The organism is Exiguobacterium sp. s48 (assembly GCF_018617395.1).
Taxonomy (GTDB): Bacteria; Bacillota; Bacilli; order Exiguobacteriales; family Exiguobacteriaceae; genus Exiguobacterium.
In genome coordinates this window covers 1,519,026-1,544,211 of sequence record NZ_JACSKC010000001.1, presented here as the reverse complement: position 1 = coordinate 1,544,211, position 25,186 = coordinate 1,519,026, and the positions used below count along the sequence as shown (strand labels likewise).

The 25,186-nt window shown below is 48.5% G+C and carries 22 protein-coding genes; 7 read left to right on the top strand and 15 right to left on the bottom strand.

What is annotated here, in order from left to right; all coding sequences use genetic code 11:
- Nucleotides 1-38 precede the first annotated feature (38 nt).
- Nucleotides 39-1,220: a chromate efflux transporter gene (chrA, locus tag KNO66_RS07865; protein WP_214741896.1), complete on the bottom strand. Its 1,182-nt coding sequence runs from the start codon at nt 1,218-1,220 to the stop codon at nt 39-41.
- Between the two features lie 4 nt (nt 1,221-1,224).
- Entirely contained in the window at nt 1,225-1,533 is a 309-nt protein-coding gene (locus tag KNO66_RS07860) for a PadR family transcriptional regulator (RefSeq protein WP_214741895.1), read from the bottom strand.
- 200 nt (nt 1,534-1,733) lie between these two features.
- Here KNO66_RS07860 and KNO66_RS07855 point away from each other — a divergent pair, with 200 nt between their 5' ends.
- A complete protein-coding gene (locus KNO66_RS07855) occupies nt 1,734-4,418 on the top strand; it encodes an HD domain-containing phosphohydrolase (protein ID WP_214741894.1) in 2,685 nt (894 codons plus the stop codon).
- A gap of 54 nt (nt 4,419-4,472) precedes the next feature.
- Here the strand turns inward: KNO66_RS07855 and KNO66_RS07850 are convergent, their stop codons facing one another.
- The 5 genes from KNO66_RS07850 to KNO66_RS07830 all read right to left on the bottom strand — a co-directional run bounded on the left by KNO66_RS07850 (nt 4,473) and on the right by KNO66_RS07830 (nt 13,448).
- Nucleotides 4,473-8,636, bottom strand: a complete 4,164-nt coding sequence (locus KNO66_RS07850; RefSeq protein ID WP_214741893.1) for a S8 family serine peptidase — start codon at nt 8,634-8,636, stop codon at nt 4,473-4,475.
- Between the two features lie 308 nt (nt 8,637-8,944).
- Nucleotides 8,945-10,165 carry a tetratricopeptide repeat protein gene (locus KNO66_RS07845; protein WP_214741892.1) on the bottom strand — a complete coding sequence of 407 codons (1,221 nt, stop codon included), beginning with the start codon at nt 10,163-10,165 and terminating at the stop codon, nt 8,945-8,947.
- 119 nt (nt 10,166-10,284) lie between these two features.
- Nucleotides 10,285-11,385 carry an ABC transporter permease gene (locus KNO66_RS07840; RefSeq protein WP_214741891.1) on the bottom strand — a complete coding sequence of 367 codons (1,101 nt, stop codon included), beginning with the start codon at nt 11,383-11,385 and terminating at the stop codon, nt 10,285-10,287.
- Nucleotides 11,372-12,505 (bottom strand): ABC transporter permease, encoded by a 1,134-nt coding sequence (locus KNO66_RS07835; RefSeq protein ID WP_214741890.1) that lies wholly within the window; start codon nt 12,503-12,505, stop codon nt 11,372-11,374. The genes KNO66_RS07840 and KNO66_RS07835 overlap by 14 nt, the downstream gene beginning before the upstream one ends.
- A 10-nt stretch (nt 12,506-12,515) precedes the next feature.
- Entirely contained in the window at nt 12,516-13,448 is a 933-nt protein-coding gene (locus KNO66_RS07830; RefSeq protein WP_214741889.1) for an ABC transporter ATP-binding protein, read from the bottom strand.
- Between the two features lie 144 nt (nt 13,449-13,592).
- On the opposite strand from KNO66_RS07830, the gene KNO66_RS07825 reads away from it, so the two are divergent.
- Nucleotides 13,593-13,988: a hypothetical protein gene (locus KNO66_RS07825; protein ID WP_214741888.1), complete on the top strand. Its 396-nt coding sequence runs from the start codon at nt 13,593-13,595 to the stop codon at nt 13,986-13,988.
- 92 nt (nt 13,989-14,080) lie between these two features.
- Here the strand turns inward: KNO66_RS07825 and KNO66_RS07820 are convergent, their stop codons facing one another.
- The 8 genes from KNO66_RS07820 to KNO66_RS07785 all read right to left on the bottom strand — a co-directional run bounded on the left by KNO66_RS07820 (nt 14,081) and on the right by KNO66_RS07785 (nt 22,243).
- Nucleotides 14,081-14,980, bottom strand: a complete 900-nt coding sequence (locus KNO66_RS07820) for a CAP domain-containing protein (protein WP_214741887.1) — start codon at nt 14,978-14,980, stop codon at nt 14,081-14,083.
- A 110-nt stretch (nt 14,981-15,090) separates the two neighbouring features.
- On the bottom strand, nt 15,091-16,314 hold the full coding sequence (locus KNO66_RS07815) for an exo-beta-N-acetylmuramidase NamZ family protein (RefSeq protein WP_483299193.1): 1,224 nt from the start codon (nt 16,312-16,314) through the stop codon (nt 15,091-15,093).
- 191 nt (nt 16,315-16,505) lie between these two features.
- Entirely contained in the window at nt 16,506-18,263 is a 1,758-nt protein-coding gene (locus KNO66_RS07810) for a C39 family peptidase (protein WP_214741885.1), read from the bottom strand.
- Nucleotides 18,264-18,355: 92 nt separating this feature from the next.
- Nucleotides 18,356-19,114: an ABC transporter permease gene (locus tag KNO66_RS07805; RefSeq protein WP_214741884.1), complete on the bottom strand. Its 759-nt coding sequence runs from the start codon at nt 19,112-19,114 to the stop codon at nt 18,356-18,358.
- Nucleotides 19,114-19,962, bottom strand: coding sequence for an ABC transporter ATP-binding protein (locus tag KNO66_RS07800; RefSeq protein WP_214741883.1), 849 nt, complete (start codon nt 19,960-19,962; stop codon nt 19,114-19,116). The genes KNO66_RS07805 and KNO66_RS07800 overlap by 1 nt, the downstream gene beginning before the upstream one ends.
- Nucleotides 19,959-20,165: a PLD nuclease N-terminal domain-containing protein gene (locus tag KNO66_RS07795; protein ID WP_031422647.1), complete on the bottom strand. Its 207-nt coding sequence runs from the start codon at nt 20,163-20,165 to the stop codon at nt 19,959-19,961. The genes KNO66_RS07800 and KNO66_RS07795 overlap by 4 nt, the downstream gene beginning before the upstream one ends.
- Before the next feature lie 113 nt (nt 20,166-20,278).
- Nucleotides 20,279-20,692 carry a universal stress protein gene (locus tag KNO66_RS07790; protein ID WP_214741882.1) on the bottom strand — a complete coding sequence of 138 codons (414 nt, stop codon included), beginning with the start codon at nt 20,690-20,692 and terminating at the stop codon, nt 20,279-20,281.
- 69 nt (nt 20,693-20,761) lie between these two features.
- On the bottom strand, nt 20,762-22,243 hold the full coding sequence (locus KNO66_RS07785) for a SulP family inorganic anion transporter (RefSeq protein WP_214741881.1): 1,482 nt from the start codon (nt 22,241-22,243) through the stop codon (nt 20,762-20,764).
- 197 nt (nt 22,244-22,440) lie between these two features.
- Between KNO66_RS07785 and KNO66_RS07780 the strand changes: the two genes are divergently transcribed.
- Genes KNO66_RS07780 through KNO66_RS07765 form a run of 5 tightly spaced genes read left to right on the top strand, consistent with a single transcriptional unit; the run spans nt 22,441 to nt 25,174 of the window.
- On the top strand, nt 22,441-22,758 hold the full coding sequence (locus tag KNO66_RS07780; RefSeq protein WP_214741880.1) for an ArsR/SmtB family transcription factor: 318 nt from the start codon (nt 22,441-22,443) through the stop codon (nt 22,756-22,758).
- A gap of 12 nt (nt 22,759-22,770) precedes the next feature.
- Nucleotides 22,771-23,130 carry an arsenite efflux transporter metallochaperone ArsD gene (gene arsD, locus KNO66_RS07775; protein ID WP_214741879.1) on the top strand — a complete coding sequence of 120 codons (360 nt, stop codon included), beginning with the start codon at nt 22,771-22,773 and terminating at the stop codon, nt 23,128-23,130.
- Between the two features lie 12 nt (nt 23,131-23,142).
- Nucleotides 23,143-24,513: a TRC40/GET3/ArsA family transport-energizing ATPase gene (locus KNO66_RS07770; RefSeq protein WP_353048547.1), complete on the top strand. Its 1,371-nt coding sequence runs from the start codon at nt 23,143-23,145 to the stop codon at nt 24,511-24,513.
- On the top strand, nt 24,474-24,899 hold the full coding sequence (locus KNO66_RS15000; protein ID WP_353048565.1) for an ArsA-related P-loop ATPase: 426 nt from the start codon (nt 24,474-24,476) through the stop codon (nt 24,897-24,899). Before KNO66_RS07770 ends, KNO66_RS15000 begins: the two co-directional genes overlap by 40 nt.
- Complete coding sequence (locus KNO66_RS07765; protein ID WP_214741878.1) at nt 24,896-25,174, top strand: Fe-S cluster assembly protein HesB; 279 nt, start codon at nt 24,896-24,898, stop codon at nt 25,172-25,174. Before KNO66_RS15000 ends, KNO66_RS07765 begins: the two co-directional genes overlap by 4 nt.
- Nucleotides 25,175-25,186 lie beyond the last annotated feature (12 nt).

Below are 25,186 nucleotides of genomic sequence, written 5' to 3'. Positions count from 1 at the left end.
AATTCCAATAAAAAAAGGGACATAAAGTCCCTTACACCTTACATCATCGTAATCAACGTTCCACCAAGTACTCCGGCGATAACGAGTGCCCATGGGGGCAGTTTCCAATAGGCAATCATGACGAACAGGAAGGCTGCGAATACGAAGTCGACCGCATCGTTAATGGTAATCATGAAGATTGGGCTGTAGAATGCCGCAATCAAAATACCGACCACCGCCGCGTTGACCCCGATGAGGGCACCGGCGACTTTTGGGTTATGACGGAGCGCATCCCAGAACGGAAGTGCCCCGAGGATGAGCAAGAAGGCCGGCAAGAAAATCGCGACCGTCGCCAGGATGCCACCCGGCACACCGTTAATCACCGTTCCTAAATAAGAAGCGAACGTGAAAAGCGGTCCAGGGACGGCCTGAGCGGCACCGTACCCTGCAAGGAAGGCTTCTTCACTCAAGAAACCAGCAGGTACGAGCTCACGCTCAAGTAACGGCAAGACGACGTGACCACCACCGAAGACGAGGGCACCGGCCCGGTAAAAACTATCGAACAAGGCAATCGTCTGATTTTCAAACGTCTCTCGCAAAATCGGCAAGATGACGAGAAGGGTACCAAATATCGACAACAAGACGGCACCGAGTCGTTTTGAAATGGGGAACGAACTTGATTTCGCATCGAGGCGCTCCGGTTTGAACAACAAGAATCCGGCGAGAGCCGCGAGAAGAATGAACAACACCTGACTGAACGTCGTCTGCCAGAGCAAGACGCCCGCCAAGGCGAAAAAGGCGATTGTTCGTGTCTTTGTATCAGGTGTCAGTTTACTTGCCATGCCTAAGATAGCATGGGCAACGATCGCGACGGCGACGACCTTCAAGCCATAGAGCCAACCTGCGTCGGACACGTCGAGTCCGGACAACAGTAAAGCGAATAGGATGAGAGCGACAACCGACGGAGTCGTGAAGCCGATAAATGAGGTGAGCCCACCTAATAGGCCACCCCGGACGATCCCAATGCCGATTCCGACCTGTGAACTGGCCGGTCCGGGTAAGAATTGGCATAATGCAACGAGGTCGGCGTATGCTTTCTCATCCATCCATTTGCGTCGTCTCACGTACTCCTCATGGAAGTATCCAAGGTGGGCGACCGGTCCACCGAACGAGGTGAGGCCGAGCCTCGTTGAAACAAACAAGATTTCTAGTAACGTTTTAAACGTCACACGTTGTGTCATATCTTCACTCCTTAATTTCTTTGAATAACTCGTACGCCTTTTGACGAGCATCTTTTAACACTGAGAGACCTTTCTCGGTCGTCACGTAATTTTTACGGACATGTCCATCGACCGTCTCGTTCTCACGAATCAAGAGCCCATCTTTCTCCATACCATGCAGGATTGGGTAGAGCGTTCCAGCACTGATTTCATACCCATGCTCCCGAAGTTCATCGACCATCCATGCCCCGTATACGGGATGTGCTGCGGCATGATGCAAAATGTGAATATGGATGAATCCGAGAAATAGTTTTCGCAAGACGCGGTCTTCCATACGTGTCATCTCCTTCATATCGAAAATCGATATCGGTTTTCGAAAACAGTCTAACAAACGAGATAAATGGTGGCAAGAAGTCGGCATGCATTTTACAAAAACTTTAAAAGTGTATATGGGAATGACTTCGGAAAAAATAGGGAATCAATCATAAATGAGGTAAACTAGGTAGTGATTATTCTTGCTGAGGAGGAAGTGACGTGACAAACCCCATTCATTCTTCATACGATACATTGTTACGCCATATGCCCCAAGGCTACGTCGAGTTTAAAGTGATATACGACGATGCTTCGGAGCCGATTGACTACGAGTTCTTTGAAGTGAATCCTGCCTTTGAGAAGATTATGAAGGGGAAACGCAAACATTTTATCGGAAAAAAAGTGTCAAGCGTCTTGAAGGACTTTGAATTTAGTGAACGAGAGTGGATGATTCAAGTGGCACACGTCGTCAACGATGGCGGTACGGTGGCGTTCGAACATTTTTCTCGTCGTAATAAATCATGGTTCGAGATGTCCGTATTCAGTGAACGACAAGGATTCGTCTCGGTCATGTTTCACGATATTACGCGGCATGTCCAAGAAAACAATGCGTTGAAGCAACTCGTCAACGTCTCCCATCGATTCATTTCTACTGGAAGCGATTTGTTGATGAACCAACAATTTCTTGATCAAATTCGTGATTTCACCGGCGCGAAAGCCGTTGCGCTTAACTTAGTGGAGAAGGATGGAGAATCGTATACGACAGTCGCCTTATCCGGTATCGACGAAATGTTAGAGAGAAGCCTCGACGTACTCGGTTTCCATCCGGTCGGACGGAAATGGCCGATGACGGAGCAGCGACGCGACCTGTTCAAACAATCGAATCCCCGTGTCTTCGATGGGATTGACCCACTGATTGATGGTGCACTTCCGAAACGTCTCGTCAAAAATCTACTTCGGATTTTCTCTCTTGGGGAAGTCGTTCTATTTAAAATCGAAAAAGACGGCGTCTTGTATGGAGATTTGACGATTGTGATGGAACAAGGGAAACAAGCGAACCGTCTCGGTCTCGTCGAGTTGTACCTCGTCCATGTACTTCAGCAATTGACGAAAGCCGATCATCAAGTAGGTGAGACGAAGAAGTCGATGTTTGATGGATTCGCGACACTTGATTTAGAGTGCATCATGGCCTTCAACACACGGCAAGTGCTGCACTTGAATGATTCGTGGGAGCGCGTTTTAGGATTCTCTCTTGAGGAGTTGGAGAATATCGATTTCCTCAGCCTGATTCATCCAGACGATGATCGTATTACGGAAGCTGGCTTTGCGGAACTTGAAGAACGAGGTGAATTGTTCCGCTTCGTCAACCGATTCCGGACGATTGACGATACGTATCGCTCAATCGAGTGGCACTGTAAGCTTCAAGGGGATTATATTTATGCGGTCGCCAAAGACGTGACAGACCGAGTCCAATTGGAAGAAAAATTGGCCGATCGGGACCGGCTGTTGACGAAACTGTCCGACCAAATTCCTGGGGCGATCTATCAGTTTGAACTGATGCCCGACGGTAGTTTCAACTTCCCATTCTTTAGTAAAGGATTCGAAGACATGTTAGGGATCACGGCAGAAGAAGTACAAACCGATGCAGGACGTGTCTTCCAACGGATGCATCCGGATGATTATCCGTACGTCATGCAGTCGATTGATGAATCGTATCGCAACTTGACGATTTGGGACGCGGAATTCCGTGTTTTGACCGAGGATGGCCGTACGATTTGGATTCTCGGGTCATCCCGTCCAGAGAAGATCGCGGAGGGGCATGTGTTATGGCACGGATATATCGGGGATGTCACGGAGAAGAAAACATACGAGAGAGAGATTGAATATCTCAGTTATCACGATCAATTGACAGGTATCAAAAACCGACGTTACTTTGAAGAGGCTTTGGAGCGCTATGATGATGAACAGTTTTATCCCCTCACGCTCATCGTCATCGATATCAATGGCCTCAAGCTCACGAACGATGCATTCGGTCACTTGGTTGGCGATCAATTACTTGTCGAAGCAGCGAATATTTTACGAAATGAATTGCGCGCGAAAGATGAAGTGGCGCGAGTCGGTGGCGATGAGTTTGTCATCATCTCGCCGAACACGACACTCGATGAGGCGAAACAACTGTCGGACCGTCTTGGTCGTCTCTTTCACGAACAGACGGTAGAAGGATTACCGATTTCCGCATCGTTCGGTGAAGCGGTCAAACATGACGCAAATGCCGAATTGAGCGAAGTGTTCAATTTAGCGGAAGATCGGATGTATCACCATAAAGTTTCTGAAAAGCAGAGTCGACGCCATCATTCCATTCAAATCATCATGCGCACGCTGTATGAGAAGATTCCACGCGAAGAAGCGCATTCAAAGCGGGTCGCCAACTTGTCCGGGCAACTCGCAGAGGCGATGGGCTTCACGACTGCCGAGGTGAATGAGATTCGCACAGCCGCCATCTTGCACGATATCGGAAAAGTGGCCATCAGTAACGACATTCTAGATAAGCCCGACGCGTTGACGGAAGACGAGTGGCGCGAAATCAAGCGTCATCCGGAAATCAGTTATAACATTTTAAGTACGGTACCTGAATATGTCGCCTTGTCCGAAATCGTACTGGCGCACCATGAACGTTGGGACGGAAAAGGGTATCCGAAAGGATTGAGCAATTATGACATCCCGCTCGCCTCACGGATCATTGCCGTCGCCGACACGTTCGACGTCATGGTGACAGGGCGACCGTACAGACAAGCGAAGACGATTGACGAGGCACTTGCCATCATCAAACAAGAGGCAGGGAAACAGTTCGACCCATCACTCGTCGACGTCTTCTTTGAAAAAGTCGTGCCGACACTGCAACAGTAAAAAATCGTTCTCTCCGTATTGTTTTAGGAGAGAACGATTTTTTACTGTTATTGATTATTTTGAAGGTGATAATCCTAATTCGTTCAAGTAGTATACAAGATCCTTTTTCCCGATTGTTTCCATTGGAGATTTTCCTTTTGGAGCATTTGGTCCTCTCGACAAGAAATTCTTTTCAACGAATCGTACATCTTTTTCATCCACAATCCCATCTTGATTTATATCATGTGTCTGAACTTCTGGATTATTTGTGCCGTAGTCTTCGGCGAGGTCACGGATATCTTTTATATCAATGAAATTGTCATGATTTACGTCTCCTGCAAGACTCTTTTTCATTCCCGCACTCACAAACCTTCCAAATACCTCACCATGTAATTCAAATCCTGAGATGACAGATGTGTACGTTTTTAAATGACCAGGTACATCCACTACAATTTGATATGGAACGATTGATGCTGGTACACCTTTGATTTCATATCTTCCATCTGTACCGATTTTACCACTGTATACCTCACCGTTCGGCGAGAGTGCATATACTTTTGCCCCGATCTTTTGGGCAATGCCTGTCGGCAAGAATGATCCATTATTTAAAAACGCCTCAGGTTGGATATTTCCTCGAATTTCAGAATGTTTACTCACGAAATCGTAATCTGAAGTACTGTAATACGGAAGATTGATAGATTGGCTATTTCCATATTGGGTGTATGTGGATGTAATTACTTTTAATTTATCCTCCCCTTGGAACCACTCATCGCCGGTTACTTTGAAAGTCACATCTATAAGCGGCATATCGCCGTCGAGTCCAGTAAAGGCATCTCCGTCTAACTGTGTATTTAATTTAACGGTAGCGTAGTAATCATTTATTTTGACTAGTGGTTCTTGAAGAGTAGCATCCACCCCGTTTTTAATGGCATACGCTATGAATGCTTCATTTAACGTGGCCGACTCGAATGTGTACATATTCCCCTTATACTCAATTTCGTAATCACCAGCTATCCAATCCTTCACGTTATTCAAACTAAGCGTCATTGTGAGTTGATCTCCTAACGTGACTTCTGTAAGGTTATAATTTGAATTTAAATATTCTGTGCCTTCCTCAAGGAAAATATATCTTTGATAGTTTACGTTTTTCGCAAGGTCGGTTGCTGCTAAACTTAATCGCAGTGGACCATTGGCGATGTCGGTTGGTTCGATTCCAAAATATGTTTCCCCGTTCACATCTGCTTTCGGAAAACAGCAGTCAAAATATTCGCGATATCCTGCTGAAATATAAAACTTGTTGGAAGATTGATCATATGATAGACCGCGTGATTGTAGAATCTCCACAGCCTTGTCTTGAATCGTGCCATGAATATAGAATGCTTTTTTTCCGTTCTTATCAGTAAGCATATTTTCATTAATTTCATACACACCTGGTGCATGGTCGAATGTTACTTGAGGCTTTGAGTTATCGATAACGACAGGAGTATCGACTGTATAAGTTTTCCCATCATCATCGTATCCGATGAACATTAAGTCATAATCGCCTTCGAGTAAGTCCACTTTTTGTGACGAAATTGGATTTTCCTTGTCACCAGTGAAAGGATAAATCGAACCGCCAAAAATATTTGGGATGTAATATCTGAAGTCCGGTTTTGCAGAAGGTTGAGATAGAGATGCTACCATTCCTAAAGCGTCACCATTTTTTGCATCCTTCACCAAAATATCAATTCGATCAAATGCACTCTTCATTTGAAAAGCTGTAGTGAGAGCAGGACTAGAGTATTGCCATCTCGGAGTATTATTCGCTAGAGTTGGACTATTTGTTTCCAAATAGTCAAAGCCTTTTTCAGTTATACGAATGGCAAATGGGATTTGATACGTTTCTGATGAATCTTCTTCATTCGTCATATGGAGATAACCCTCGTATCGTCCTTCTTCTGCATCAGCAGGAATCGTGAGTTGCGGAGAAATCACTTCGTGACTTCCACCATCAACATTGATTCGATTTGGTACTTTCAGAACAAGATTGTTTTTCACAGAATCTTTGATTCCTGTACGTTCTGCATGATATTCGACCTCGAGTGTAAACGATTTTTGTTCGGAACCTCTGTTGTCAATCAACATTTCGCTACTAGCTTGAACGGATTGATCTGTTTTGAAGTGACTGCCGAAACTCAATGAACCGGTCTCCTCCTCAATCTCAATCACTTGTCCCTGCTCATCCAAATGCTTTGTCTGACCTAACACTTGGATGGAAATATCGGTATGAACGGCTTCATATGCATCTATTCGACCGGCTCCCTGTTCGAATACAGATACTTCACCATTCAAGTCTTCAGCAGTGTTCATTAAAGCAGTCTTCACATCGAAAGGTGAAAAGTCGGGATTTTCCTGGAGCATGAGTGCGGCCACGCCTGCAACATGAGGAGCTGCCATCGACGTACCTTGTAATCGCTTATAGGAAGACGAATAATCGATCCCTGACTCTGGACTGTTCATATATTCGGGAACAGTTGAAAATATAGCTACACCTGGTGCAATAACATCTGGCTTAATATCATAACTCCCTCCGACAGGTCCGCGGGAACTAAAACTAGCGAGGTGATCACCTTCTGTTTGAATGCTGTTCAACAAACCGAACGTAATTTGTGCATTGTCACCTAATTGTTTCAAACGTTCTCCCTCGACTTTAGAAATTCGGAACGTAGGGATATAATCTGGTCCTTCACCGAGATATGACGAAATGTTTCCATCCACATTGTTATAGAGAATCACAGCAATGGCTCCAGCCTCACGTGCGTTTTTGATCTTCTCAACAAACGTGATATCGCCTCGCTCAATCAGAGCGATTTTGCCAGAGAAGTCTTTCCCTTCAAAACTAGATGATGTCCCAATCCCAGCGAATTGAACTTCATACGATTGATTTTCAAAAGTAGACAAATCATCTGAGAAGTTTTTCCCCATCAGCAAGACGTTTTCAAATGATTCTCCACTTGCTTGAACGGTTTCAAAATTCGGGATTGCCATGGCAAAATCACTGGCACCAACAGTGATTCCGAGCGCAGCGGCACCTGGTGCACCTAGCGTTCCTTCATTCGGTCCGCTGTTACCCGCAGCCACAACCGTGACCACTCCTGATAACATCGCATGGTTGACGGCAACAGACGTTGGATAAAGCGGATCGTTTGTCGATGCTCCAAGAGATAGGTTAATGACATCCATTTCGTCTGCAATCGACTTCTCAATTCCAGCAAGAATCCCCGAAGTCGCGCCTGACCCATATGGACCTAAGACACGATAGCTGTATAGATCAACTTGAGGAGCGACCCCTTTAACTGCATAATCGACATCATTCTTTTGATCACCTGCAATCGTACCAGCGACATGTGTGCCATGTTCCGTGTAATAGGCAGAACCCGAACTCGGATGTTTCTCAGGTAATCCCGAGTTCTTCCAATCTTCATATGTTGCTTCCATCGGATCCGAATCGTTGTCTATGTAATCATAACCACCCTTATATACGTTCTTTAAATCGGGATGATTGTAATCGATTCCAGTATCAAGTACGCCGACCTTGATGCCTTCTCCAGTAATGTTTTCTGCATGGAGTCGATCGACATGGATTTGAGGAATGCTATCCATCATTTTTGATTGGGTAGATATCTCGTTTTGTTCGGGAAGTTCGAGTTGAACGGTTTCATCATTCCAAACGCGCTTGACGACACCAGTGTCTAGGAGATGTTCAATTTCGTTCGCAGGAATCGTCATGGCGACCCCGTTGATCGCCAATCGATATTCTTTCGTGATTTTGGCGTCTTTTAGTAATGAACTGGCGTCCTTTTTATTTTTTAAAGCGTTGAATGTTTCTTTGAACGATGCATGGGCTTGTTCTACTTTTTGAGAAGCTTCACGTTGACTTGTTCGAACACCTTTTGCTGCTTGTTTCAATACTTCTACTTTCGCAGGGGCTTGGTTAAATTCAACAATAATATCTACCATGCCTTCAGTCATCGTGTTGATATGTGGAGAAATTTTAAACGTTGGTTGGGCTTCTACTTGCTGAATTGCCTGTTGTTGTTCTTTAGTCAATGTCTTTAATACGTTTATTGCTTGCTGTGTTTTCATAACTTGTACCTGTGCAGATGAGCGCTCAGCAGTCGTATGGGAGGGGAGGACCAAGGTTCCCATCAGACTGGTTGTCAATGCAACAGCCAAAAGTGTTCCAGATTTCTTTTTCATCTTGTTCGCCTCTTTCTCATCATTAAATTAGTATTCGTACTAGTCACAGTGTAGAGTGAGATAGAGTATTCTGTTAATTGGGAAAATTCTGTTCGATTTATGCGGTTACTTTATACAAAAAGAATAAGGGTTCCATTTTTATAAAGTGGATTCGTAAAAATGTGAATGAAAAGTTGGGAAAATTATTTGCTCAAAAGACTTAAGTCCTAACCATTTTCATATAATAACTGAATATCAGGATGTAGCACCTATAGATAAACAGAGGGAATTTGACCTAAAAAAGAGCAAGTAGCAGGGCTACTTGCTCATCATGTATTTGAATGATTGAATAAAAGATTTTTTAGTAATGAATTGGCGAGATGTAAATAGTCATTTGAGCGAACAGGATCTCCATGTTCATTAAAAATAGTCGCTACTCTTTCGGCATATGAAACCGCTTTGTATACATCCTCTTGTTCCATAATAGGAATGCCATACTCGATGAGATACTCGGTAAGGCGTTTCGTGTCCCCGTTCATCTCTAAATATAGAACCATCAAATCTACATACTGACCGGACTGTTCTCCTTTAAATTCCCTTAAGATGTTTTTTAGTAAATCGATTGCTACTTCTTTCTCCCCTAAATCAAGTTGAACTTTAACAATCTCGCTAACTGTTCCGTAATAGCCAGAAGTATTGTGTTGCTTTAGTTGAAGCGATTTTGTAAAGTAATGCAAAGCGTCTTTGAGATTACCTTTCTTGTAATACCATAAACCAAGATTATGTAAAACAATCGGTCGTGTCACATGATCGTTCAACATTTCTGCATCATGAAGAGCGGTTTGGAGAAGATGCTCTGCCCCCTCTAGGTCATTGATGTAGATGAGATTTGCTGATAACCCAATTTTCACATGCAACATGCGCGAAAGATTCCCGGTGCTTTGAAATGTTTGTAACGCTCTATGTGAGTAATGTAGAGATAAGGTGAAGTGTTTCAATTGCCCATGGACAGCTGCTTTATAGTAATAATAATCCGTTACTTTCCCACTGTATAGTTCGGCTTCCTTCTCGATTTGATTGAGCAAAATAAGTGATTCGGAAAACCGAAGTTGTTGTGCACGGTATACGGCTTGAAAGAAAGTCCATAGAAATCTTTCGAAAGGGGATAATTTATTGAAATTTTTCTTAAGACGTCTCGCTCCATCTTCAAATTGAGAAGATTGATTGGTAAACAATAAATAACGCAGCATGTATAACTCGAATAGATAAACCATTTCGGTACATCTTACAAAATCTCGCTCATCGTCCAGTTCATTCTTCAAACGTGTTGCGTAATCGCGGTGAAGGCGTTCAATCGATTCATAAAATTGAGCGAGCTTTCGATTCAGCGCCTCGGTCCTACGATTCTCCTCTTCGATTGAAATACCAAGGCGGTTACAGAGTAATGCTAAGGTTTTTGCATTAACTTCCTTTGTATTGTTTTCGATTTTACTTAGATGAGTAGTGGAACAAATACCTTCGCAAAGTTGTTCCTGGGTTTTACGTTGCATTTTACGGTGATAGTAGATGATTCTTCCGATAGACACATAAACACTTCCTTCTCTCTATAAGAAACTATGTGACTCATTAAGAAGGAGTCCAACAGTCAAAGCTGGAGGACTCGCTTGATTTAAACGGTGAGTGGCCGCTTCTTCAATACGAGAACCGTCAACAAGAAAACGACGCCAGTCATGCCGATCATAACGATGATGGAGAGGAACGGAAACTGTCCTTCATACATCGTAATGACGCCGTTATTCAACCAATAGGTCGGTAGGAAACGACCGACAAGTTTCAATGAATCGGGTAACCAGAGCAGGCTGATGAACGCCCCTCCGGTGATAGCGGACGCCATCGTGACCGAGATTTGAAAGATGTTCGCCTTCTCCCGATTCGTCGCAAAGACGGCGATGAGACCACCGAAGGCTAAACAAACAAGGAGGTAGGAAGCGAATAATGCGAACACGGTCGGGAGATAGGACCAGACGTCTTGACCGTATAAAGCAAGGCTCACACCAATCAATAGCATCACGTAGACGAAGCCGACGAGATAAAAGGCGAGGAGAAGTGAGCCGAAGTAACGCCTTGGCGTCACGGGTGAGGCAAACAACCGCGAATAAATCTTCTCGTCCCGGTCGTCTGCGACGAACATCGGGATGAACTGAAGAAACGTCGACATCATGATGAACGACAATAGACCGAAGAAGGCTTGTGTCCGAGCAGTCGTGGCAACACTCTCTTGGAACGGTTCGCTTCTGATGGTGTAACCGTTCGACGTCTCAATTGATGCGAGTTGTTCGAACGTCGCTTCCTCATAGCCGCTCGCCTCAAGTAGTTGGCGTTCGCGGGACAGATGACCGTTCAGCGCCTGTTCAATCAACGAGGCATCACTCCCCGCAATTGCCGAGAAGGAGAGGCGGGGCATATCGCCTGTGAACGCCTCTTCCGTGAAGTCTTCAGGAATAATCAGAACAATGTCTTCCCCTTCTAACAAGACGTCCTCTGTGTCCGACTCGAGCAACGTGACCCGACCAAATCGTTCGGCCTCTTCAATGAGGCGTTCGGCGAGGAGTCCACCATCCCGGTCGACAATGCCGATCGATGCGTTCAAACTAGATGTTCCGCCGACGAAAGAGAGGATGAGCGCGAATCCGAACATCGACACGAAGGTGAACACCCATAATCCTTTCTTTCGGAGCATTCGTTTGGCCACGTGTTTAATAAGCACCATGACGCTTCACCCCTTTCGAAAGAAGATAACTGATTGCAATCAAGACGAGTAAATGAATCCCGAGCAGTCCGAGACTTTGCCAGTACATACTGATGTCCCCTTCGCGGAGGAGGACGGCAAGCATTCCGTCCCGCATAAAGATCGGCATGAACACATAGGCAGCCCAGGGTGCGTAGTTCAACGTCACTTGGTCAAAGCCGGGGACATAGCCACCGGATAAAATCATGAGGATGGCGACGAACCCGTTGACGATCGCGTCTTTAGTCGTCGTGCTCAACTTCGGCAAGTTGACAATCAAAAAGCCGATGGCGACCCCGTACGCGGTCAAGGCGAGCCAAGACAGAATCAGATAGCCGAACTGTACGTTGGCCAAGTCAAACGTACGATAAACAAAGTGACTGAACCAAAACAGTAGGATGAGCTGCAATAAAATGATGACATAACGACTGAATGTCCGTGCGAGGCGGTACTGAATCGTCCGGACAGGAGCCGCCTGGATGCGTAAATAACTTCCTGTGTTCGGCTGTTCTTCCCGTGCCATCGCCGTGATATAAAATGAACCGAATAGTGCTGTCATGATGGAGATGGTAACGGTAAAATATTCGAGCGAGGTCGGGGTGCGACCTGCCAAGTCGACACTTGACGTGTCGAGCCAAGCCTCATTCGCATATGGAGCCGACACGCCCGCTTCGGCGAGCGTGATCTGTTGATTGGCGATCGCCGTATATTGATCGAGGATGGCATCGAGAACGTCGAACTCTACTGTCGTCGGTTCTTCGTAAAAGAGCGTGATGTCGGACCCGGAGAGTTGCAAGATGACGTCCGCATCGCCATCGTTCACACCACGTTCGGCAGCAGAGATGTCTTCGTATGGGACGAGTTGAATGAACGCCTTGATTTCCTCATCATTTAAGAAGGTTTCGAGTGGTTCGCGATACTGGTCGGTCGATGACTCCACGTAGGCGACATTCGTGACCGGAAGCTTGAATGTGTCACTAAAGACGGCCGACAGCATCGTCCCGAGTCCAAAGATGAGGATGAGTGGGAAGATGAGCATCCAAAAGAGAGTGGCGCGGTCGCGTAGTCTCTGTTTCACATCATATTTGATGAAAGTCCACATAACGTCCCTCCTATTCCCGAAGCGTCTTCCCGGTCAATGCCAAAAAGACGGTATTGAGGGAAGGGCGGTCGACCGTGATGGAGGTGAAGTGGACATATTCTTGATGGAGTGTCTCAAGGAGCGGGGCGAGCGGCGTGTCCTTGTCTAACGACACCTCGATGTACGGCTCTTCATACTCCACTTTTTGAACGTGGTCGAGTGCATCGAGGCGTTCGAGTAAATTTGGCGTGAGTGCATCGACTTTGATCCGTGCTGTCTCGAGCGTCATGACGCTGTCTTTCAGTTCATCTTGCGTTCCTTCGGCGATGATTTTTCCTTCATCGACGATGGCGATTCGGTCGCAAAGGAGTTCAACCTCTTCCATATAGTGTGACGTGTAGATGATGGTAGCGCCGCGACGATTCAGTTCACGGATGTTTTCTAGAATGGTATTTCGCGACTGCGGGTCGATAGCGACGGTCGGTTCATCCATGAAGATGAGTTCAGGTTCATGGACGATGCCGCAAGCGATATTGAGGCGACGGAGGAGACCTCCGGATAGTTCAGGGGGACGTTTCTTTTGATGGGCATCGAGTTCGACGAAGTGAAGCGCGGCCTCGGTCTTTTGTTTCGCTTCTTTCGGATTGAATCCGTATAGTTCCGCGAAAAATTGAATATTCTCATAGACGGTCAGCTGATCATACACGGAGACGTGTTGCGGCACAATTCCGACACGGCGCTTGATGGTCAGCTCGTCTTTCGGCATCTCTTTTCCGAAAATGTGAATCGATCCAGCGTCTGCCTCATATAGATTCAACATGACCGAGATGGCGGTCGTCTTTCCGGCGCCGTTCGGTCCGAGTAATCCGAACAGTTCCCCAGCTTCTACTTTTAGACTAAGGTCGTTCAAAGCAACGGTGTCCCCGAACCGTTTCGTGACATGGTCGAGCGAGATAATGGACATCGTGATACTCCTCTCTTATGTGAAATGTTTCTCGTTCTTTATAAAGGTGTTCGAGGATTGTCACGAATATCCCTGTCCGGAATCATCAAAATGTGTAATAATCTAATTATTCAGATAATTAAGGTGTTGAAATGAGGGATTTGGATGAAAGGATGGCAATTCAATAAACAAGAGGGGGCGTTGTTCCCGGACGAGATCGTGCTTTCCGCGTTTTGTACCGTCGAACCGAAGCGAATGGATTCGACGTTACCGTTTTACTATGACGAGTCGATTTTTCGATTCACAAATAAAGAGGAGACGTTCTACTTTAAAATATCACCAAGCTATCACGAATTTGAGATCAACGTCAAAAATCGGGACGGGGAGCTCGTATACTATCAATTACTCCGTACTGTCAGTAAAGTCGAAATCTTAGAAGACCGACGGGATCAGGCGGAGTTATTGATCGTCCTCGCAGAAGATCGGAAGCGGACCGTGACGTCAATCGAATTGACCGTCCGACCGCGTTTTCGTGTGCTTGTGAAAGAGCACGAGATATAAGAAGCGAGTCGACCTTAAGAGCGGGATGTGAATTCCGCTTTTTTGAATGGTCAAACAAAAAGACAGCCACGACGTGACTGTCTTTTCAGCGGTTATTTCGTTAAAAAGACTTGGACATGGATGGTAAATCCTTGAGCGTCGGTCGCTTTGCCAATTCCGAGATGCGTATAATTCGCATTCAAGATGTTTGCGCGATGACCGCTACTGTTCATCCAGGCATCGACCGCACGAACCGGGTCGCTTGACCCTTTATAGATGTTCTCTCCCCAGCCACGATACGAGACACCGTATGCGTCTAACGTGTCACCAGGTGTGCCGTTCTCGTTGAGCGTATGCGAGAATTGACCTGTGCGTGCCATCTCATCCGCACGGACTTGGGCGACACGATTTGCCTCACTCGAAGCGGAGAGAAGGGAGAGGCCGGCAGCATCTCGTTCTTTGTTCGTCTCAGTCAACACGTTGATGGGCGATGTGAAGCTGACGTATTTCGCAAGGATGTAGCCGGTATACGAACCATACCGGACCTTATACCAACGAGTCGTACCCGTATAGCGATATGACACGGTCTCGAGTTCGGTGCCTTGCCGGACGAACTTGACGTTCGAAGAGGTCGTGAGCGGACGCGATTTCAAATAAATACTCGACGGCTTGACATACGTCGGTTTCGTGAAATTCACCTCAGCAGTGGACAAGCGGACATATTTGGCAGGCAGGTAAGCATAGCCGTTGCCCCATTGAATCTTATACCAACGCACGCCGTCCAACTGGAACGATGTCCGGACGCGCATCGAGCCGTCTCGTGGAATGAGTGCAAGTCGTTTCGCGGTCAAAGAAGGCGACTGCCGGACGTTGAGTTGACTGATGTTCGTTACGTAACCGGTCGTGTTGATCGACGTCTCATAATATGCTTGGACGCGATTAGTCGAGAGCGGTGACCCGATCACACCGAGTGTCAGAATGATGGTGAGTAGTAGAGAGAGATGCTTCTTCAATGGAATCGACTCCTTTTATGGGACTCCCTATATTCTATATTGTTTGGGTGATTTTTGGTTTTACCATTTCATTACAAAAAGGATGGACTCTTCGTGAGCCCATCCTCGCTTCATTTATACAGCAAATACTCTTTTCGAATCGGGAGGAAGGCGTCTCGCTCGTCCTCGATTTTCGTCAGGATGTCTTCAAGCGGAGCTCCTTCGAGAATCATGTCTTTCACATAAGCGTTCCCTGTCAGTTTCGTGATGAAGTCGTTCGCTAAAAATTCGAAGTCGTTCGGATACATGGCATGAGCCGTTTGAATCATCGCGATCCCGGTTCTCGTCGATTCGAATCGAGCTGGATCGGTGACATACACCTCGACTCCGTGTGTCAGTTTGCCTGCATGTTTGGAGAACGTCGGTGTGAATGAGGCAGCCCGGAAGGCGACTCCCGGCAACTCGATTTCGTTCAGCTCTTTCGCGTACTCATGTGCGTGAATATACGGCGCGCCGATCAACTGAAACGGTTTCGTCGTCCCACGACCCTCGGATAGGTTCGTCCCTTCAAACAGCCCGGTCGCCGGATAGACGTTGACCGTGTCGGTCGTCGGCATGTTCGGGGATGGCATGACGAACGGGAGGCCCGTGTCCTCATACATCATCGAACGTTTCCATCCTTTCATTTTGACGACTTCGAGGTCGGCTTGAATCTGATACTCAGTGTTGAACAGTTGCGCGAGTTCTCCGACGGTCATCCCATGCTTTAGTGGAATCGGATAGAGACCGATGAAGCTAGAGTAGTCCGGGTCGAGCACCGGACCGTCGACGCGAAGCCCACCTTGTGGGTTCGGACGGTCGAGGACGACGAACGGAATATCGTTCTCGGCTGCGGCTTCCATCGCATACGCCATCGTATAGATATACGTATAGTAGCGTGTCCCGACATCCTGGATGTCAAAGACGAGCACGTCGACATCTTGTAGCATCTCAGCCGTCGGTTTCTTCGTGGCACCATATAGACTGTATACGGGCAATCCCGTCACGTCATCGATGTAGGAGCTGACGGTCGACCCGGCTTGGGCGTCTCCTCGAACGCCGTGTTCCGGTCCGTATAGTGCCGTCAATTCGAAGTCATCGGACTGGTCGAATAGATCGACGATGCTCGTTCGTTCCGCATTGACCCCGGTCGGATTCGTGATCAGTCCAACCCGTTTCCCTTTCAAAATCTCCGGATTTTCCATCAAGCGGTCGACCCCGAGTTCGACCTTTGGCTTTTTCGGTTCAGACTTCGCATCGGCATCCAACCAGACGATGGAAGTCGTAAGGATCGTCAACGCGGCCATACCACCCATCCACTTTTTCATCAAAAGTTCCTCCCTTGATTTGTGTAAGCGCTTCAATTTCTTAACAGGAGTGTATCATCTAGAAATTTAATTTCAATATTTAATCATAAAAATAGGAATTTATATTTCTGTATTTCGTACTTTTCTCCTAATCACACACAAAAAACGTGCCATTCGATGAAAGGCACGTTCTTTCTTACTTATCTGACCGCGAGCGCTTTCCATCCTGTCGCGCTCATGACGGCGCTCACTTTGGATTTCGGGATGACCAAGCGACCACGATACGGGTCATTGATATACAAGTTTGACTTGTCATAACCGGTCGCCAACATGACGTGATAATTGACGTAACCGGTGAACTTCTTGTTCGAAGCGGTGTACCAGTTGAAGTAGCCGTACGGTTTGTTGAAGTCGACGCTCGCCCAGACGATGACCGGGTTGCCCATCGACAGTTCACGTTCGATTGAACCAAGTCCTTGGTTGGACAAGTCTTTCACCGGACGATATTTACTGGCGAATCCGATCATACCTTTTGGATAGATCCCATAGTTCTTATATTTGCCGAGCGTCCCTTTCGGATCACCTGTGAACATGACGTTCGGGTCGACCCAGCGATAGAGACGGTTCTCATAGCGGGCGTTCCACATACTCTTTGGCATCTCGTTATATAAGGTCGAGGCGCTGACGGCACGACCTTTCTCTTCAAGTGCCATCTTGAGGGAGAAGAACTCGCAGCCGGACGGATAGCCCATCGGGAACTGACGATAGAGTGGGACACTCATTTTATAGATGGACAGTGCCTGAGAATAGGCACCCCGCGCATCGAACGAGGCGTTCCCGACACGACGGTTTTGATACATCTTTCCGTATGGATCAAAGTAATACCACTTGCCGTCGATGGCTTGCCAATCCGTCTTCTTCGTCAACGCTGGAGCGTAATACTCGTACTGGGTCGTATATTTCCATCCCTTCTCGGGGACACCCGTCGAGTGGAAATGATACGTCTTTCCATCCAATCGGAATTTTCCTTGCAACCGGTATCCGTAGGTCGGATGGAATCCGATCTTCTTCCCCTCGACCGTTTGGAACCCATACTCGCGGCGTCCGTAGGAATCGAACGAATAGACGCGTGCATTCAATGTGTGGACACCTTCTAGTCGATATCCGTAGGTCGGATGGAACCCATACATGACGCCGTCGATTCGTTGTAGCCCGTACTTACGATCGCCGTATTTTCCGAAGAGGTAGTGACGATTGTTAATCCGATGCAGTCCTTCGAGGCGATACCCATAATAGGGATGGAATCCATATACTTTTTCACCAATTCGGGAGAGTCCCTGGCGACGTACCCCGTCATCCCCGAAGTAATAGCGACGTATGCCAATCGTCTGCCAACCGGTCGCCATCTTTCCTTGCTCCATCAAATAGTATTTCTTGCCGTCAATCGTATACATCCCTGTATGGATCGTGCCATCCGGGAAAATATAATGCTTGGCGTTTCCGAGTTGTTGCCATCCTGAGAGACGGACTCCTTCCTCGTTGAAGTAGTATCGCTTGCCTGCGATTGTCTGGAATCCCGTGACAGGTTGACCAGTCTCGTCGTAATAGTAGACGAGACCATCTCGTTCTTGCCAGCCGGTGAGCAACTTCCCGTTCTCGTCAAATGTGTATGTCGTTCCGTCAATCGCGTAAGCACCCGTGATGAGTCGACCGTCTGTCTCGAAATAATATGTAGCCCCTTCAATTTCTTGCCAACCTGTGAGAAGGGTACTATTTTCATTCAGGTAGTATGTATGACCGTCTATTTCTTGCCATCCCGTCAATACCGTCCCATCACTCGATGTATAGACGATGCCATCCTCCGTCTGTTGGAATGAACCTTCGGCGGATGCAAACTGCGGACTCGTCCATACTGCACCAATCAATAGACCGATGCCAATCTTTTTTTTCCATGCCATTCACGTGACCTCCTCTGTATACATACAGAAGAGGTACCCATATTTATCCAATACAAAGCTATGGCAAATGAATCATTTAAGAGGTCAGACGTTTACGCCGAATGGCTCATGAACCGAAGTCGTTTCGACGCCACAAAAAGGGAGAGGGTAACGACAACGGTTCCCGTCACGAGTGGCCACACGAGATCCACCTCGGTCAGGAGCACTTGGCTCGATAGAGGACCGAGCATCCATGGCATCCAATCGAGGTCGACCCATCCGATAAGGAGCGACATGATGAAATGAAGACCGAGCGTCAAGACGACCGCAACGACCCCGCTCTCGAGCATAGAGGCGAGGAGAATGAAGATGGAGAGTTGGACGACGAAATGACAGATGAGAAGTACCGTCGATACGAGAAATGCGGGTACATCAAACGCCTCGAAAAGAATGACCGTATAGTAAGCCGCCGCTAGTTGGGCGAGTAAGAGACCACCGACCGTCAAGAGGACGTAATGTGCCCATTTGCTGACGACGATGCGAGACGTCGGGATTTGTAACGATTTGAGCCAGGCGAGCGTCCCGTTCGTCCGCTCATGACTGAACGTGTGCATCGCCGACAACAAGACGACGAGAAGTCCGATTTGACGAAGCTGTTCACTGACTGAAATCAATACTTCTTCCGGTGTCGGTGTCGGAAGCTCGATGACGGCCCCGTCCGGTAAATTGCCGCCGGCGGAGAGAATATCCGGTAAAAAGTAGAGCGTGAGCGGCTGCATCGAGGCAAGGAGCATGAGAGCGATCGGGATCCAGACGAGCCGTTTGTTCGACCATGCCTCCCGCCATTCCTGTTTGAAGATTGCGGTACGCATCAGGCGTTCACCTCCAAAAATAAAGATTCGAGCGACGGATGCCCGACGTGTAGTGATTGGATGGTGACGTTCCGTTCTAACACGCGCTGCAAAATCGCACGTTCGGCGAGGTTCCGGTCCGTTGACTCGAACGTCCACGTGGAACCTCGTTTCGTTGTCTGAGTCACGCCTTCTAACTGCGTCCAGTCTGCTTCACTCGTCTCGTCATCAAAAAGACGTAACTCGATGGTCGACTTTGACCCGAGCAGGTCGGTCACGGTCCCTTCCATGAGCAATTTGCCTTGGCGAAGCAAGAGCACCCAGTCGCTCGCTTCTTCGGCATCCGGAAGGACGTGCGTCGAGTACAGGATCATCCGCTCTCGCTTCAAGTCACTCAACAAATCGAGCACTTCTCGTCGACCACGTGGGTCGAGTGCGGAGACGGGTTCATCGAGCAGTAAGAGTTCCGGGTCATGCACGAGCGCCTGGGCAATCCCGAGCCGTTGTCGCATCCCGCCCGATAAATTCGTTGCTGGACGGTCGACCGGTTCGAGCCCGACCCGTTTCAATAGTTGGATCGGGTCGACGTGTTTCGTCCCCGTCAATTCAGCGGCATACCGAATCGTCTCGACGGGTGTCAACGATGGATAGAGGGCCGGACGTTGCGGCAAATAGCCGATTCGAATGCGTTCATGTCCGCTCATGTCGCCACTTGTCGGCTCGGTGACACGTGCGAGCAGGTTCAAAAGTGTCGTCTTCCCGGCACCGTTCTCACCAAGGAGGGACGTACAGCCTGGTCGTAATTCGAAACTGACATCATCGAGTGCCGTGAAGGAGCCGAATTGTTTCGTTACATGTGTGACTCTCATCGCGGTGTCCGTCCCCATAGGAAGTAGATGATTGGACCGAGTATGTTGATGAAGACGATGACGAGTAGCCATACCCATTTTGGACCGTTCGTCACGTCGCGTTTAAACAAGTCAATCAAGGCGACGACGAGTAAGATGAGTTGCAGAATCAAAACAGGTAATAAAATGAGAAAAAGGGTATTCGGGTCATTTACGATATCCATCGTGTGAACCTCCTTATTAAAATAAACTGTCCTTAACACATTCTACACGTACGGGGTGTCCCCTGTATGTGACACAAAAATTCCCCACCTCATGGAGAGGTGGGGACGATTCATTATTTGACGATGATGACAGGGGCGAGAGCACGTTTGGCGAGTTTATGACTCACGCTACCGAGCACGAACTCTTGGAACGTGTTCAATCCGCGTGATCCGACGACGACATACTCGTACGGCTCATGGTTCGCATATTTGACGAGCTCGACGTCCGGCTCCCCACGAAGTTCGATATATTCGTAGGCGATGCCTTCTGCTTCCGTCAACTCAAACAGCGGCTTGAGCATCTGCTTTCGCTTCGTCTCCAAGTCGATTTTTCCTGTCGAATTGAGGGCCGCTTCTTTCGATTCCTTCGCGCTGATGACGTGCACGATGTCAATCGATGCGTGCGACGCCTTTGCGAGCTGAATCGCTTTTTCAAGCGCACGTTTCGAGTGGGCAGAACCGTCTGCCGCTAAAAATACCTTTCCCATGAAAACTCCTCCTCTTTCGCACGTTCTACTTTCAGTATAGGTGATTTAACGAGTCGGGGGAACGATGAATCAATGTCCCGCGTTCGCGTCTTGTTGCTTCAAGTGAAGCGCGAGCGTGTTGAGCAGTTTTTCCGAGTCTTTGTTCAAGTTGAGCAGTTCAGGTTCGATGCCGACTTCCCGATATTTGAAGACGACCTTATCGATTGCGCCGATGGCCGAATCGTCCCAAAGATGGGTGTTCGCAAAGTCGATTGTGACTTTTTTGACACCGGCATCAACATCTTCCGTGATGTCGAATTGGTTGACGAATTCAGACGTCGAGGCGAAGAATAGCTGTCCGTTGACCGTATAGTCGGCACGGTCGGACGTGACACTTCGACCGAGGTCGATTTTTGAAATTTTAGCGGCGAACAAGATGGCAGCCGTCAAGATTCCGCCTAATACACCGAGTGAGAGGTCATGCGTGAAGACGGTGACGAGTACTGTGACAAGCATGACGACCGTGTCCGACTTTTGAGCGGTACGCATCGCTTTGAGCGAACCCCAGTCAAACGTCGCATACGAGACGAAGAACATGACCCCGACGAGCGCACCGACCGGGATGAGCATGAGCACATCGCTGATCGTCATGATCATGATGAAGAGCGCGAGCCCGGCAGTGAATGTCGAGAGTCGACCACGGGCGCCAGATGAGACGTTGATGACCGATTGTCCAATCATCGCACATCCTGGCATCCCACCGAAGAAACCGGCGATGATGTTCGAGATTCCTTGTCCGCGTGATTCACGGTTTTTGTTTGAGTCCGTTCCTGTCATGTCATCGACGATTTGGGCAGTCAAGAGCGATTCGATCAATCCGACGAAGGCGAGCGAGATTGAGTATGGCAAGATGATCGTGAGCGTCTCGAGCGTGAACGGCACGTCCGGGAACAAGAAGTCCGGAAGTGTCGCAGAAATCGTTCCCATGTCCCCGATGTTTTTCGTGTCGAGTCCGAGCGTGATCGCGAGGACCGTCATGACGACGATAGCGACGAGCGGTGCCGGAATGGCTTTCGTCACACGTGGGAACAAGAAGATGATGGCGAGCGATGCGGCGACGATCGCCCAGATGATCCAACTCTCTCCTTCAAAGTTAGAGAGTTGCGCTTGGAAAATTAAAATCGCAAGCGCGTTGACGAAACCGACCATGACGGCACGCGGGATGAATTTCATCAAGCGGGCGATGCCGAGATAACCGAGAACGATTTGGATGATCCCGGTTAGAATACCTGCAGCGAGCAGATACTGGAGTCCATGGTCAGCAACGAGTGAGACGACGACGAGCGCCATCGCACCGGTCGCAGCCGAAATCATCGCCGGTCGACCTCCAGCAATCGAAATGACCATCGCGATGATGAAGGAAGCGTATAGCCCAATCATCGGGTTGACTCCCGCGATGAGGGAGAAAGCGATGGCTTCCGGGATGAGCGCCAAGGCGACAACGATCCCGGCCAAAATGTCGGCTCGGACGTTTCCGAACCATTCGTGTTTCAACGTATTCAATCTTTCCAAAAGAACACACCTTTCTATTTATAATGATTTGATTTTCGAGTCTCACGAAAATCAAAAAACTGGAATCCGTTCATTTTCAACGTGTTTCATCATACCGAATTGAGTCCAAAATGACAATTGCTTCGCGTATAAAACTATGTTAATTTCATAACGTATAGGTTATATAACTTTTTTGTTATATGAGAGGGTGAGAGAAAGTGTATGCCGTTGAAGAATTGAGTAAGGTGCTCAAGGTGCTCGGAGATTCTACCCGATTGACGATGTTGAAACAAATGGAGGCAGGCGAGCAATGTGCGTGTAGTTTCGTCGACCGTTTCGATATCTCGCAACCGGCGATCAGCCGTCATTTGAAAATGTTACGTCAGGCAGGACTACTGTTAGAACGTCGAGACAAACAGTGGATTCATTACCGGTTGAACGAGACGAGTCCGTTTTATCCGCTCGTCACCGAATTATTAGCCAATCTAGAAACCGTCGAGCCGAGCTGTGATTGTGAGCCGGATTGTGCGATGTAAGGAGAGAAAAAGATGAAACTTGAAGTGTTTGAGCCTGCAATGTGTTGTCCGACAGGGTTATGCGGACCGTCCATCGACCCAGAATTGACGCGAGTGGCGACGATTCACTACGTGTTGCAGCAGCGCGGTTTTGATGTGTCACGATCCAATCTCGCATCGGAACCGAATCGCTTCGTCGAGAACAGCGTCGTCAAAGCTGAAATCGCAAACGGGATTGAGTCGCTTCCATTGACGCTTGTCGACGGGAAGGTTGTGAAACGGGGCGCGTATTTGACGAATGAAGAGCTGGCGGAGTTGACGGGATTACCGATCACCGCTTTCGCCAAACAGGACGGAGAAAAACCGAAAGTTCGCATCTCACTCAAGAAATAAGGAGATATGCTCATGTTGCCATTTGATTTTCATACGACCCAACCGACTCGTTATGTGTTCTTGACCGGAAAAGGTGGCGTCGGGAAGACATCGACCGCATCAAGTCTCGCATTGACACTTGCCGACCGTGGCAAGCGTGTCTTGCTCGTTTCGACCGACCCGGCGAGCAATTTACAAGACGTCTTTGAGATGAAATTCGACGAGTCGCCCCGACTTGTCGCAGGAACGACACTCGCGATTGCCAACTTTGACCCTGATCAGGCGGCCAAACAATACATGGAACGCATGGTCGGTCCGTATCGCGGCGTGTTACCCGACGTTGCCATCCAGTCAATGGAAGAACAGCTGTCCGGTGCCTGTACGGTCGAGATCGCGGCGTTCGACCAGTTCACGGAGCTATTGACGTCAGACGAGGCGCGCGAACAGTATGACCATGTCATCTTCGATACGGCACCGACGGGACACACGCTCCGGCTCTTGACGCTACCGAGTGCATGGAATGAGTTTTTAGAGACGAACACGACCGGTATGTCATGCCTCGGTCCGCTCGCCGGTCTTTCGGAGAAGCAACACCAATACAAACGTGCCGTCGAGACACTGCGTGATGGGGAAGAGACGACTCTGCTCCTCGTCGCCAGACCAGACGTGTCGACACTGTTGGAGGCCGAACGTGCCGCCACCGAGCTACAGGCGATCGGAATCGAGCACATGCAGCTCATCATCAATGGTGTCATCTCGTTAGAAGAAGCGACGGACCGGTTTGCGCGTGCGGTCATCGATCGCCAACAAGACACGCTTCAATCGCTCCCGGAAACACTCGCCTCGCTTCCGGTCTTCACCCTACCGTATGCGTTTGAGAACCTTGTCGGTATTTCGGCACTCCGGCGCTGGGGAAGCGGGCAAGAGGTAGCGATCTCGCGTGAGGTGTACGAGACGAGTATATATGGGGAACTCCATCAACTCGTCGACGAGTTGGAAGCGGACGGACCGAGCGTCATCATGACGATGGGGAAAGGTGGCGTCGGGAAGACGACAATCGCCTCGCTCCTTGCCGTGGCGCTTCATGAACGGGGACACGCCGTCCATTTGACGACGACGGATCCGGCTGCCCATGTTGCATTGGCCATTGGGACGGATGTTCCAGAAACGTTCACCGTGGACGCGATTGACCCGCGAATCGAGGTCGAGACGTATCGACGGGACGTGTTCGAACAGGCCGGTGAGATGACCGATGAACAACGTGCGATGCTCGAAGAAGATTTGCGCTCACCCTGTACTGAAGAGATTGCCGTCTTCCGTGCCTTTGCCGATCAAGTGGCGAAGCGAAAGATCGTTTCGTCGTCATCGATACGGCACCGACGGGACACACGCTTCTTCTGTTAGATGCGACCGAGAGTTATCACCGCGAACTCGAACGCTCGACCGGTCTCGTTCCGGAAGCGGTCCGAGAATTGTTACCGAAACTACGTGATCCGAAACAAACGCACGTTATCATCACGACATTGCCTGAAGCGACACCGGTATACGAGGCCGAGCGCCTCGCCAGTGACTTAGAACGGGCGACGATTCGACCGTTCGCCTGGGTCGTCAATCAATCATTCACGACGCTCGAGGTCACAAGTAAATTATTGACCGCGAAAGTCGCGAATGAGGTCCCGTGGCTCGAAAGCGTAAGCACCAAGTCACGTCCGACGATGCTCGAATGGCAAGAACGACTGCCGGTCGGATATGCGGCGTTATCTCAATTAGTAAAGGAGAAAATACAATGAATATCACAAACGAAGCGATCGACTTTTTACAAACTGCGTTAGAAGAGGAAGAAACGAAATCGGTCCGCATCATCACGGAGGCAGGCTGCTGTGGACCGACACTCGGTCTGACCGTAGCGACACCGGAAACGACGGATGAAGTGAAGCATTTCGACGACCTCACGTTTGCCGTAGCGAAGGAAGCTGAAGCACTAGCCGCGAACGTCACGCTCGACGTCGAATCGACAGAAGAGGGAATGACGCTGGTGTTGCATGGATTGCAACCGTCTTGCTAAAACAATAAATAG